The 12,491-nt window shown below is 29.1% G+C and carries 12 protein-coding genes and 1 pseudogene; 10 read left to right on the plus strand and 3 right to left on the minus strand.

What is annotated here, in order from left to right:
• Positions 1 to 20 precede the first annotated feature (20 nt).
• From L8V79_RS03320 to nadD, 3 genes are read right to left on the minus strand one after another with little or no spacing between them, the layout of a single operon-like run.
• Positions 21 to 2,396, minus strand: a complete 2,376-nt coding sequence (locus tag L8V79_RS03320; protein ID WP_263702468.1) for a tetratricopeptide repeat protein — start codon at positions 2,394 to 2,396, stop codon at positions 21 to 23.
• A 9-nt stretch (positions 2,397 to 2,405) separates the two neighbouring features.
• Positions 2,406 to 2,735 (minus strand): ribosome silencing factor, encoded by a 330-nt coding sequence (rsfS, locus tag L8V79_RS03325; protein WP_012661160.1) that lies wholly within the window; start codon positions 2,733 to 2,735, stop codon positions 2,406 to 2,408.
• A 13-nt stretch (positions 2,736 to 2,748) separates the two neighbouring features.
• A complete protein-coding gene (nadD, locus tag L8V79_RS03330; RefSeq protein ID WP_263678587.1) occupies positions 2,749 to 3,294 on the minus strand; it encodes a nicotinate (nicotinamide) nucleotide adenylyltransferase in 546 nt (181 codons plus the stop codon).
• A 59-nt stretch (positions 3,295 to 3,353) separates the two neighbouring features.
• Here nadD and gap point away from each other — a divergent pair, with 59 nt between their 5' ends.
• The 10 genes and pseudogenes from gap (at position 3,354) to L8V79_RS08225 (ending at position 12,485) form a co-directional block, all read left to right on the plus strand.
• Positions 3,354 to 4,349 (plus strand): type I glyceraldehyde-3-phosphate dehydrogenase, encoded by a 996-nt coding sequence (gap, locus tag L8V79_RS03335; protein ID WP_263702469.1) that lies wholly within the window; start codon positions 3,354 to 3,356, stop codon positions 4,347 to 4,349.
• A gap of 1 nt (position 4,350) precedes the next feature.
• Positions 4,351 to 5,553: a phosphoglycerate kinase gene (locus tag L8V79_RS03340; RefSeq protein ID WP_263702470.1), complete on the plus strand. Its 1,203-nt coding sequence runs from the start codon at positions 4,351 to 4,353 to the stop codon at positions 5,551 to 5,553.
• A complete protein-coding gene (locus L8V79_RS03345; protein WP_263702471.1) occupies positions 5,550 to 6,230 on the plus strand; it encodes a triose-phosphate isomerase in 681 nt (226 codons plus the stop codon). The genes L8V79_RS03340 and L8V79_RS03345 overlap by 4 nt, the downstream gene beginning before the upstream one ends.
• A 3-nt stretch (positions 6,231 to 6,233) precedes the next feature.
• Complete coding sequence (locus L8V79_RS03350; RefSeq protein WP_263682777.1) at positions 6,234 to 7,868, plus strand: hydrogenase small subunit; 1,635 nt, start codon at positions 6,234 to 6,236, stop codon at positions 7,866 to 7,868.
• Positions 7,869 to 7,994: 126 nt separating this feature from the next.
• Positions 7,995 to 8,540, plus strand: coding sequence for an ATP-binding protein (locus tag L8V79_RS03355; protein WP_220517270.1), 546 nt, complete (start codon positions 7,995 to 7,997; stop codon positions 8,538 to 8,540).
• Positions 8,541 to 8,553: 13 nt separating this feature from the next.
• Entirely contained in the window at positions 8,554 to 9,246 is a 693-nt protein-coding gene (locus L8V79_RS03360; RefSeq protein WP_240390174.1) for a dUTP diphosphatase, read from the plus strand.
• Complete coding sequence (locus L8V79_RS03365; protein WP_263702473.1) at positions 9,243 to 9,962, plus strand: EI24 domain-containing protein; 720 nt, start codon at positions 9,243 to 9,245, stop codon at positions 9,960 to 9,962. The genes L8V79_RS03360 and L8V79_RS03365 overlap by 4 nt, the downstream gene beginning before the upstream one ends.
• Complete coding sequence (locus tag L8V79_RS03370; RefSeq protein WP_263663833.1) at positions 9,946 to 10,353, plus strand: pyridoxamine 5'-phosphate oxidase family protein; 408 nt, start codon at positions 9,946 to 9,948, stop codon at positions 10,351 to 10,353. Before L8V79_RS03365 ends, L8V79_RS03370 begins: the two co-directional genes overlap by 17 nt.
• 134 nt (positions 10,354 to 10,487) lie before the next feature.
• Positions 10,488 to 11,138, plus strand: a pseudogene (locus tag L8V79_RS08220) (cache domain-containing protein); the annotation flags it as partial.
• A gap of 894 nt (positions 11,139 to 12,032) precedes the next feature.
• Positions 12,033 to 12,485, plus strand: coding sequence for a methyl-accepting chemotaxis protein (locus tag L8V79_RS08225; protein WP_412175177.1), 453 nt, complete (start codon positions 12,033 to 12,035; stop codon positions 12,483 to 12,485).
• The last annotated feature ends 6 nt before the right edge of the window (positions 12,486 to 12,491 follow it).

Below are 12,491 nucleotides of genomic sequence, written 5' to 3' on the forward strand. Positions count from 1 at the left end.
AATAATAAATCATACAAAGCTTAATTCCAAATTTGCCACCATTTTTTATTTTGCTGTTTTAATTTTTGCATTAAAATATTTTGATTTTTTAATGCAAATTCATTTTCTTCATCAAGCTTTAATAATTCTTTAGTACACTCTAAAGCTTGCTTGTATTCTTTTAGCTCTTCTAAACACTGAATTTTTCCCACCAAAGCATCAGTATTTTCTTTTGTTATCTTTAAGCAATCTTCATAACATTGCAATGCATCATGAAAATCACCTAAATTTCTTAAACACTCTGCCTTATAATAATGTGTCCAATTTTGACTTTCATCTAAATTTAAAGCCATATTAAGATATTTTATAGCTTCTTTAAAATCTTGCGAATACACTTTAACTGCACCCATAAAATGATAACACTCATATGATTTTGGTTCAAGCTCACTTGCTTTTTTTGCCGCTTCAAAGCTTTCATCATATTTTCCTAAAAAGCTTAAAATTTGTGCTTTTTCTATCCAATACTCCCCAATATCATCAATTATTTTTAAGCATTCATTGATATCTTTTAAGGCTTCATTATATTTTTCAAGATTTCTTTTACATTTTGCTCTATGAAAATATGATTCATCATCTTCTTCATTACTTAAAATCACACTATCGTAACATTTTATAGCTTCTTCAAACATATAAAGATCTTCATAACAAAGCCCCTTATAATACTTTGCTCCATTATGGTTTTTATCAATTTTTAAAGCCTTATTTAAATCTTCTATAGCTTCTTCTTCTAAGCTTAAATTATATTTAGCAATTCCTCGCCAAAAATAAAGTTTAAAATTATTTTTATCCACCTTATGCGCTGCATTACAATAAGCTATTAATTCTTCATAAGATTCAAGTTCTTTTGCACAATATGCTCTTTCAAATAATACATCTTTTAAATCAATATAATCTTTATATGTTTTTATAAGCTCATTGTATTCATCCATAGCTTCTTGAAATCTTTCAAGTTTACTTTTAATCCAAGCTCTTTGAGAAAGAGAATTAACATAATCTTGAATATTATTTTGCTTTTTATAGTATTTAACAGCTAATTCGCTATCTTCTAAAGCTTCCTCATATTTTTCAAGATCAGATTTTAAATAAGCCCTATTAAAAAACACATCAGGATATTCTTTTTGATATTTCAAAGCTTTTTCATAACTTATCAAAGCTTCATCATATTTATCTATTTCATATAAACTATTACCCAAATGATAAAAACCATAAGGAACTGCGTGTTCAAGTTCTGCTAATTCTGATGGAGTAAAATCATGCTTTCTTGCTCTTTCTTGATAATATTTAGCTGCTAAATCAAAATCTTCTATAGCCTCTTCAATCATTTTTAGATTAATTTTAGTATTACCTCTATTAATATATGCTTGAGCGTATTCTTCATAAAGCTCAATTGTTTTATCATAATACTTCAAAGCTTGTTCATAATCTTTTAAATCATACAAAACTCTAGCTAATGCAAAACATGGATATTGTAAATTTTCATCTAAATCGATTGATTTTTTAAAAGCATCTATTGATAATTCTATCTTTTCTAAGTCTTTATAAATATGTCCCAAAATCAAATATGCCATTGCATTTTCATTGTCTAGCCCAATAGATTTTAAACAATCTTGCAAAGCTCCTTCTAAATCATCAACTTTACGTTTATTATTAGCCCTTTTATAATACGCATCAGCAAAACTCTCATCTTGCTCAATCGTCTTAGTAAAAAATTCTATAGCTTTTTGATAATCTTCCAAATTCTCACAAGCTACACCTTGATAATAAAAAATCTGCGAGGATTCAAATCCTAAATCTTGAGACTTTTTAAAATCAATCAAAGCTTGTTTTGGATCAACACTAAGCAAAGTAATAGCTCTAGTATAATAAGCCATATAATATTCTGGAGCTAAATCAATACAAGTTTGTAAATCTTTTAAAGCTTTTGTGTGCTCATCTAAAAGTATATAAACTCTAGCCCTATTAAAATATGCTAAATAATATGCATTATCTAGCGCTATAGTTTTATTAAAAGCCAAAAGTGCTTCTTGTAATAAATCTAATTTAAAATTACATAAACCCAAAAGATTAAATAAAAATATATTACTAGGATCAAATTCTACAGCTATGGTTGCATCTTTAAGTGCTTCTTGAAATTTCAAACAATTAAATCTACAAAGCGCTCTATTATGGTAAGCTTCTAAAAGCAAACGATGTTTGTCCTCATCATCTATAAAAATCATTTTACCATCTTGAGCAAGCGTAACCTCGCCTTTGCAAAAAGCTATAAGTTCACTTAAAACCTCATCGCATTTTTCAAATTCTGAATTTTCAAAATATTCTTTAGCTAAATCTGATAATTCAGTGATTAGATTATCCAAATATTAATCCTAGTTTTGATTTTCTTTATTTAGACTTTTTAAAAATTCTTCTATATTATATTTTGCTCTATAAGTTTCACTCATTAAATGAATTAAAATATCACCTAAATCAAGTACAGTCCATTCTTCACTACTTTCTATATTTAAAAACTCTTCACCTTTGCTTTTAAGATTAGTTTTTAAATCATCAATCAAAGAAAGCGCATGTCTTTCCCCCATAGTAGTAGCAATCACTACAAATTTAACAAAATAATCTTTATCTTGCATATCAAAAGTTTCTATTAAATCTGCTTTTTTATCATCTAAAATCTGTACTATATTATTAATTCTTTCTTGCATTATTTTCCTTTTGTTAAATATTTTTAAATTTAGAATAATAAAGCTTAACTTCTTCTTTGATTTGCTCACAAACTTGCGATGTTTGCAAGGTTTCTCTTATAAAAGAAGAAGAGATATTTACTTTAGTATCTAAAGTTTTAAAATGTTTTGGTATAAAAATACCATCTCTTTTGGCTACAACAAATTCTACCAAATTTTGCAATCTTTCAAATTCATGCCATTTTTCAAGACTTTGTAAATGATCAGCTCCCAAAATAAGATAAAATTTAGAAATTTCATATTGCTTATGCAAAAAATCAACACTTTCTATACTAGGTACGGGTCTTTGTTTTTTTATTTCAAAATCACAAATTTCAACTTTTTCCAAACCTCCCCAAATCATCTCACACCATTTTAAGCGTCTTTGCTCATTTGCTGTAAATTCTTGCTTAAAGGGGCTAATAAAAGTTGGCATAATAATGAGTTTATCAAGCTCTAAATTTGCTAGTGCATTAAAGACTATAGCATTATGCCCTAAATGGGGTGGATCAAAACTACCACCAAAAAGTGCGATTTTCATTAAAATTTAACCTTTTTTTAGTAGAATTTTACCTACTTAATCATAAAAAGGAAATGAAAATGGCTGTAAAAGTTGCAATAAATGGTTTTGGACGCATTGGAAGATGTGTTGCAAGAATTATTATGAAGCGCGATGATATCGAACTTGTAGCGATTAATGATACTACTGATATAGAGCTTACTAAATATCTTTTTAAATATGACACTGTTCATGGGGTATACGATGGTAGTGTTGAAAATGATGGTGATGATTTAATAATTGATAATAAAAAAATAAAAGTTTTAAAAAGCAGAAATGTAGCGGATTTAGACTTTGCAAAATATGGTGCACAAATTGTTTTAGAGTGTACTGGTGCACACTTAACTATGGAAAAATGTCAAGGATTTTTAGATCATGGGGTGCAAAAAGTTATCATGAGTGCACCTGCAAAAGATAAAACTCCAACTTATGTTTTAGGAGTAAATGCTCACGAATATAAAGGCGAAAACATCATCTCAAATGCAAGTTGCACCACTAACTGCTTAGGTCCAATTTGTAGAGTTTTGCAAGATAATTTTGGCATAGAAAAAGGTTTAATGACAACCATTCATGCATATACAAACGGACAAAGCATTATTGATGCAAAAGCAAGAGATAAAAGAAGATCACGCGCTGCTGCGCAAAATATCATCCCTACTTCAACTGGTGCAGCAAAGGCTATGAAGCTTGTTATGCCTGAACTTGATGGAAAATTACATGGTCAAAGCATGCGTGTACCTGTGGCTGATGTATCAACTGTGGATTTAACTGCAACTTTAAAGAAAAAAGTAAGTAAAGAAGAAATCAACGAAGTCTTTAGAAAAGCAGCTGCTAGCAATTTAAAAGGTATATTATTGGTTGATGATGAAGAAAGAGTTTCAAGTGATTTTATAACTTGCTCTTATGGTGCGATTGTAGCAAGTGATTTAACTCAAGTTATTTGTGATGATTTTGTTAAAGTGGTTGCTTGGTATGATAATGAATGGGGGTATTCTTCTCGTTTGGTAGATATGGCAGTATTTGTAGCAAAGGCTTAAGATGAGTAGTATTTTATCGATTAAAGATATTGATCTTGTAAAGAAAAAAGTATTTATTAGATGTGATTTTAATGTTCCTCAAGATGAGTTTTTAAATATCACTGATGATCGTCGTATTCGCTCGGCTATCCCTACTATAAGATATTGTTTAGACAATGGCTGTGCAGTTATTTTAGCTTCACATTTAGGACGTCCAAAAGAAATAGCTTCAAAATACTCTTTAGAGCCGGTTGCAAAAAGACTTGCACGCTTAATGTCTAAAGAAGTCATTATGGCTAAAGATGTTATAGGTGAAGATGCAAAGAAAAAAGCTAGCGAATTAAAATCAAGTGAAATTTTGCTTTTAGAAAATTTACGTTTTGAAAAGGGTGAAACTAAGAATGATGAAAACTTAGCCAAAGAACTTGCTTCTATGGCTGATGTTTATATTAATGATGCTTTTGGGGTTTGCCATAGAGCCCATGCTAGTGTTGAAGCTATTACAAAATACTTTGATAATGCAAACAAAGGTGCGGGATTTTTACTCCAAAAAGAAATAGAATTTGCAAGCAATCTTATCAAACACCCTGCGCGTCCTTTTGTGGCTGTAGTAGGTGGTTCTAAAGTAAGTGGAAAATTGCAAGCTTTGACTAACTTACTTCCAAAAGTAGATAAGCTCATCATAGGTGGAGGTATGGCCTTTACTTTCTTAAAAGCTCAAGGTTATGATATAGGAAATTCACTTTTAGAAGAAGATTTAATTGAAGAAGCAAATAAAATCTTACTCAAAGGTAAAAATTTAGGAGTAAAAATTTATCTTCCTGTGGATGTTACAGCAGCACAAACTTGCTCTCAAGAAGCAGTAATGAAATACACTCCTGTGCAAGAAATTCCTGCAGGTTGGATGGGGCTTGATATAGGTCCTGCTAGTGTAAGATTATTTAAAGAAGCACTTTCTGATGCTCAAACTATATGGTGGAATGGACCTATGGGGGTTTTTGAAATCGATAAATTCTCAAAAGGCAGTATTAAAATGAGTCATTATATTAGCGAATCTCATGCAACAACTGTAATAGGTGGTGGTGATACTGCTGATGTCGTAGCAAGAGCAGGTGATGCTGATGAGATGACTTTCATTTCAACCGGTGGTGGAGCATCATTAGAACTTATAGAAGGAAAAGAACTTCCTGGTGTAAAACCTTTGACTATAAAGGATAATGAATGATTTTTGCAGCAAATTTAAAGTGTAATCATACAAGATCAAGCTTTGAACTTTACGCTCAAAAATTAAACCAAAACTTAAACAAAGAAGATGAAATTTTCATCTTCCCTCCTAGCATAGCTTTCTTAAAAGACAATTTTTCATTTCAACAAGGCGCGCAGAATTTCTACCCTTGCGAAAATGGAGCATATACTGGAGAAATAGGTAAAATTCATTTAGAAGAATTTAACATCAAAAGCGTTTTAATAGGCCATTCTGAAAGAAGAGCTTTAAAGGAAGATGAAAGCTTTTTAAAGGCTAAATTTGACTTTGCAAAAAATCTTGATTTTAATATCATTTATTGTATAGGCGAAAGTTTAGAAACTAAAAATGCCAACAAAAGCTTGGATTTTTTAAAAAAACAAATTGAAAATATTGATTTATCTTATAAAAAACTTATCATAGCTTATGAGCCTATTTATTCTATAGGCACAGGAGTTAGTGCTAATCTTGATGATATCAACACTATACTTAATTTCTTAAGAGAATTTACCAATGCTAAGCTTTTATATGGCGGAAGTGTTAATCAAAGCAATATTAAAGAAATTTGCGCTTTAAAAAATTGCGATGGAGTATTGATAGGTTCAGCTGCATTAAATGCAAATGATTTTTTAAATATGATACAAATAGCTAAAGGTTAAAAAATGTCTTTGGGCAATGAAGAATTAAAAAGCATATTAGAGCATAAAATCACTCTATTAGAAAACTCACACAAAGAAGAAAAAAATATCTCATTAGAGGCTGTAAATTCTATCATTAAAATTTTAGGCTTACCAAATGAATTTAGCCCTTTGGCGCATAGATATTTTCAACTTCACACCCCACCTAGTCTCATATGGCTTCATTTAAGTGAATGCACAGGGTGTAGCGAGAGCTTACTTAGAACTTCATTGCCAGATTTTTTGGATTTAATTTTTGATTTTATTTCCTTAGAGTATCATGAAACCTTTATGAGTGCTAGCGGACATCAAGCAGAATCACATTTAGAGGAAGTTTTAGAAAAAAAAGATTTTCTTTTAGCTGTTGAAGGTGGAGTTTGTGCTATAGATCCTTTTTATCTAACCATAGGAGCACATGGTGAAAATGGATATGAAATTTTACAAAAATGTGCTAAAAATGCTAAAACAATCTTTGCTATGGGAACTTGCTCAAGCTATGGAGGAATTCAAGCTGCACATCCAAATCCCACCAAAAGCATAGGAATTTCTAAAGTCTTAGAAGAAAAAGTAATCAATATACCAGGTTGTCCCCCAAGTGATGTAAATATCATCGCAGCACTTTGTTTTTATATATTATTTGAGCAAGATATGGCTTTAGATGAGCAAAATAGACCTTTAGCCTTTTATGGTAAATGCTTACATGATTTATGCGAAAGAAAAGCTAAATTTGAAGCAGGAAATTTTGCTCAAAGTTTTGATGATGAAAATATTAAACAAGGTTATTGTCTTTTTAAAGTAGGTTGCAAAGGACCTTATGCTTATAATAATTGCCCTAAGGTTAAATTTAACTCCAAAACCTCTTGGCCAGTAGCTGCAGGACATGGATGCATTGCTTGTAGTGAAGAAAATTTTTGGGATGATTTTGGTTTTTATGAAAAACCTATGAGTAATGAATTTGCTTATAATGATTTTTCTATTATATTAGATGATAAAATAGTCCATAATAGTTCTATCAATGAGCTTAATTCAAATAATATTTTACTAGATTTAGAAAGTGATACTAGTGGGATTTTTTATCTAAATGATATAAAGATTAATTTTTTAGATTTTAGTTTTGAAGCTAATCCTAAAGTTTTTTTAAATAATTTTGCAAAAACCAAAATGACTATGACTTTAGTGCAAAATTACCAAGAGCAATTTAAAACATATTATGATTTTATACAAGAAAATTACGATGATGAAAGCAAAACTAGCAATAATATCTTAGACTTATTTTATTTTATATATCCATTTATTAGTGGAAAAAAATTAAATCATTTAGATGAGTTTTTAGATCTTGCTTTAGCTTATAAGTTTAAACATCCTAGCAAATTTGATTTTAAAATCACAATTAATGAACAAGCAAAACTTGATGTTTCTAAATCAATGCGCATGCCTTTAATTTATATTCTAGGCGGCTTAGATAGAGAAGGTATTGCTTTTGGATTGATTTTTTCTTTAAAAGAACATTTAAAACAAGCTCTAAAAGCATGCAAAAAGACACATAACAAAGAGCAAATTTTAATATGTGCAAAAAACGAAAAATTATTAAAATTATTTTGGGATTTAACGAGCATTTAAAGACTTAATGCTAAAATATTTATCTCCCTAAATATTTGAAATTTGCAAAGTGCAAAACTTTGCAAATTTATTCAAGATTTGGTTATTTTGACGATATAACCTTATCTTTACTTGAAAGGAAAAGCTATGCAAATTTCTAGCTACAATTCTCAAAATTTTTCTATGGATATTAAAACAAAAAATGGCAATCATCTTTCTTTTTCTATGTATGATAAAAAAGAAGCAAAATTAGATAAAGATGGAAATTCAGCATCTTTGAGTTTAAGAAATCAATTTGGTTTTTCATTTTCATATAGTGGAACTAAACTTTCACAAGAAGAAATTGAAGAAATAAAAGAAGCAGTAGCCAAAGTACAACCTCAAATCGATGAGTTTATGAAAAACTCAAGAGTAGGAACCTTAAAACCAAAAGAGCTCATTACCACTGCAATGAAAATTGGCGATGCCTTACCTGAACCAAAAAATGAAGAACATAAAAAGGCTACTTTACATGAGTTATTTAACACCATGGATAAGAGTTTAAACAAAGAAATGAATAAAACTGATCTTGAAGATATTAAAAAACAAATTTTCCAAGATAGCACTAAATTACTAGAAGAAATTTGGGAACAATATAACAAACAAAAAGAACAAAAAGAAGAAGACAATAAAGAATTTGGATTTTATGCTTAAAAAAGGAAATAACATGGAAGTAAAAGATATTTTAAAAAGCATGCTAGAACTCCAGCAAAAACTAAATGATGATACCAATGGTATAGGATGGGAAAATGGCTATACGAAAGAAGGTAAATTGATTAGTTTTAGAAGATGTATTTATATGGAGTGTGCTGAGCTTATTGATTCTTTTGCTTGGAAACATTGGAAAAGCATACACACTCCTGCAAACTGGGACAATGTGCGCATTGAAATAGTGGATATATGGCATTTTATTTTAAGTTTGATTTTAGAAGAATACAAAGAAAAACAAATAGATGATAAAAATTTCATAGCAGAGGAAGTTTCTTCTGTAACTTTTTTTGATGACTTTTGCAAAGAAACTTCTAATCCAAATGAAGCAGATATCTATGGAATTTTAAATGATATTGAGCTTATTATCCACAAATGCAGTGGTTTTGATTATGATTTAGGTGAACTTTTGAGTGCATATTTTGTTTTAGCTAGAAAATGTGGTTTAAATTTCTTTGAGCTTTATAAAACCTATATTGGAAAAAATATATTAAATCAATTCAGACAAGAAAACGGCTACAAAGAAGGCACTTATAAAAAAACTTGGAATGGCACAGAAGATAACGAAGTTTTAAATCAAATTTTAAAAGAAACACTAGATTATAAAGAAATCTATCAAAAACTTCAAGATGCTTATAAGCAAATTAAATGAATATACTATACCTAAGCTTGCAAGATTTTCTTAGCAAGCCTTTTTTAAAATTCTCAACTTTGCCTTTTTTAATCAGCTTGGTTATTTTTGCCCTGCTAGTATATTATAGTTATGATGTATTTTTTTCTTATATTGAAGATGTAGTCAGTGGCTCTTTTATGGCTTGGTTTTTTAGTTTTTCTATAGTGCAATTTTCACTTGCATTTTTAAGCGCTATAGGAGGATTTTTTATAGTAGTATTTGCCTCTGTATTTTTTACTATGTTTATAATTTCCTTTTTAACTCCTTATATAGTCAAAAAAATCAACCAAAAATACTACAACCATTTCATACAAAGAGAAGTAAATTCTTTAGAAATTTTACTTAAAACATTCAAATTTTTACTCATCTCATGCGTATTATTTGTAGTAGCTACTTTTTTGTTAATTATACCTTTTGTTAGCATTGTGATTTATTATGGAGTATTTTATTATTTATTTCACAAACTTTTATTACTTGATGTATTAAGCAATGTCTTAGATAAAAACAATTTTGATGATTTTTATAAAAATTCATCACCATTATATTTTAAAATTATCACCTTAGTCTTTTTTGCTTTATCAAGCATACCTTTACTTGGTTTATTTTTACAAGTATTTTATATAATCTTCTTAACCCACTTAAGTTATCAAAAAATTTTAAAACTTAAAGCCAATAATAATGGACGAAAGAATTAAAAAATTTATCCATTCACAAAAACTTTTAAATTTAAGTATGCTTGATGAGGATGGTGGAGTATATTGCGCAAGCTGTTATTATGCTTTTGATGATAAAAATTTAGCTTTAATTTTTGCTAGTGAAGAACATACTAAACATATTCAACTTGCCTATAAATCCCCTAAAGTAGCAGTTAATATAGCGCTAGATACAGATATTATTAATCTTATTAAAGGAGTGCAAATCAAAGCTCTTTTTCAAAAAGCCACCAAAGAGCAAGAAAGAATATACTATAAAAAATTTCCCTTTGCAAAACTTGCACAAGCTTGTATTTTCGCTTTAAATATACAATGGGCAAAATACACTGATAATAAAATTTTACTTTCCAAAAAATTAGAATTTTCTCTTTAAAATACTTTTAAAATATATTGTATTTTTAATAAAACCTAATATTATTTATAAATTTTTAAATATTTTTTTAATAAAATCATATAATTTACCATAGTAGTAAAACTTTAAATTTTTAACTTTTCAAGGAGAAAAAAATGTTCTCATCTACCAAAAAATATTTACTAGGTAATTTTTCCAACAAAATTGCCTTTTTGGTTTGTATTTTTGTTATAGTTTTATTATGTGTTTTAGGTGTTTTTAATTATATTAAATCAAAATCTAATAGCCATACTTTGTTAGTTCAATTTCAACAAAAAGTTGCTTTTGATGTAAGCAAAAGATTTGATTTATATGCAAGTGATAGACGTAATATAATTAATTCTTTAACAAAATATATCAAAGAAAATAAGCATAATCTTAATTCAAAACAATACACTAGCTTGTTAAAATCCATAGGAGATTCTTTAGGTTTTGACTTAACTTATGTAGGATTTGAAGATGGCTCTATGTTTAGATCAAATGGCAACAACCAAACTCCAGAAAGTGGTTATGATCCTAGAACTAGAGGATGGTATAAAGAAGCCAAAGAAAAAAAAGAGTTAATTGTCACAGAACCATACATATCTTCTAGCATGAAAAAACCTACTATTTCTTATGCCAATCCTATTATAGAAAATGGTGAAGTTATAGGTGTAGTTGCTGCTGATTATGATTTAAAAAAATTCTCAGAAGAAGTTTTAGCTATAGGTAAAACACCTTATTCGCATGCTGCTGTTTTAGCCCATGATGGAACCTATCTTTTTCACACTGATCCTTCTAAAATTTTAACCTCAACCAATACAAGTAAAGATATTGTTGCATATTATCTTAAAACACCAGAAGGTGCAAATAGAAGTCTTTCAAAAGATATTTTTAAAATTCAAACAAAAGAAAATGAAACTAGAGCTTTAATTTGTAATGGTGGAATTAATCCAAAATATGTTATCTGTTCTATAGCTGATTATGATTTTTACAATGATGCAGCTAAACAAACACTAATGGAACAAATTATTATTTCCTTGATTGCTATTTTTTTCACTTTGATTTTTATTAGAATGATTATTTCTTACAATCTTAAACCAATTGCAATCATTTCATCAGGATTACATAATTTCTTTAATTATTTAAACCACAAAGATTCTCACTCTCATCCTATTAAGCTTAAAACTCAAGATGAATTTGGAAAAATGGCAGAAGAAATTAATGAAAACATTGAGATCATTAAAGAAGCTCTAAACAAAGATGCAAAAGCCATTGAAGAATCTGTCAATATTGCTAAAAAAATAGAAACAGGTGAGCTTGATTTGCATATTAGCTCTCATGCTAACAACCCTCAAATTCAAGAATTAATGAAAGTGTTAAATAGTATGCTTACAACTTTACAAAGAAAAATTGGCAGTAATTTAAACGAAATTTTAGCTGTATTTGATAGCTACAAACGCTTAGATTTCACAGCAACTATTAATGCACCAAAAGGCGATATTGAAAAGGCTATAAATTCTCTTGGAGATGAAATAAAAAACATGCTTACACAATCACTTCACCAAGGAGAATTACTCAACCAAAAGGCCGAAGCACTCAAACAAAGCATGCAAGAACTTACAAATGATGCTACACATCAAACCTCATCACTGCAAGAAAGCGCAAGAGCTTTAGAGCAAATGAACTCAGCTATGAGTGAAATTTCCATTAAAACACAAGATGTAGTAAAACAAAGCAATGATATCAAAAATGTAACTACAGTAATTTCAGATATTGCAGATCAAATTAACCTACTTGCATTAAATGCAGCTATTGAAGCAGCACGTGCTGGTGAACATGGACGTGGCTTTGCTGTTGTTGCTGATGAAGTTAGAAATCTAGCAGAAAGAACTCAAAAGTCTTTAGGTGAGATTGAAGCTAATACTAATATCTTAGCCCAGTCAATAAATGATATGGGTGAAGCCATAAAAGAAGAAGCAGATGATATTAGTCAAATCAATGAATCAGTAGCTACTATAGAAAAACTCACACAACAAAACTCTCAAACAGCTATGCAGACTAATACTATTGCAAATGAAGTAGATTCTTTAGCACAAGATATGCTAAGTGAAACTAAAAAAAGAAAATTTTAAACATAA

Source organism: Campylobacter sp. IFREMER_LSEM_CL2194 (assembly GCF_025771685.1).
In the GTDB taxonomy this organism is placed as follows: Bacteria; Campylobacterota; Campylobacteria; order Campylobacterales; family Campylobacteraceae; genus Campylobacter_D.

Coding starts and splice junctions, on each gene's coding strand:
- rsfS (WP_012661160.1), bottom strand. CDS start 2,735: ATGCAAGAAAGAATTAATAATATAGTACAGATTTTAGATGATAAAAAA.
- nadD (WP_263678587.1), bottom strand. CDS start 3,294: ATGAAAATCGCACTTTTTGGTGGTAGTTTTGATCCACCCCATTTAGGG.
- gap (WP_263702469.1), top strand. CDS start 3,354: ATGGCTGTAAAAGTTGCAATAAATGGTTTTGGACGCATTGGAAGATGT.
- L8V79_RS03340 (WP_263702470.1), top strand. CDS start 4,351: ATGAGTAGTATTTTATCGATTAAAGATATTGATCTTGTAAAGAAAAAA.
- L8V79_RS03345 (WP_263702471.1), top strand. CDS start 5,550: ATGATTTTTGCAGCAAATTTAAAGTGTAATCATACAAGATCAAGCTTT.
- L8V79_RS03350 (WP_263682777.1), top strand. CDS start 6,234: ATGTCTTTGGGCAATGAAGAATTAAAAAGCATATTAGAGCATAAAATC.
- L8V79_RS03355 (WP_220517270.1), top strand. CDS start 7,995: ATGCAAATTTCTAGCTACAATTCTCAAAATTTTTCTATGGATATTAAA.
- L8V79_RS03360 (WP_240390174.1), top strand. CDS start 8,554: ATGGAAGTAAAAGATATTTTAAAAAGCATGCTAGAACTCCAGCAAAAA.
- L8V79_RS03365 (WP_263702473.1), top strand. CDS start 9,243: ATGAATATACTATACCTAAGCTTGCAAGATTTTCTTAGCAAGCCTTTT.
- L8V79_RS03370 (WP_263663833.1), top strand. CDS start 9,946: ATGGACGAAAGAATTAAAAAATTTATCCATTCACAAAAACTTTTAAAT.
- L8V79_RS08225 (WP_412175177.1), top strand. CDS start 12,033: ATGAACTCAGCTATGAGTGAAATTTCCATTAAAACACAAGATGTAGTA.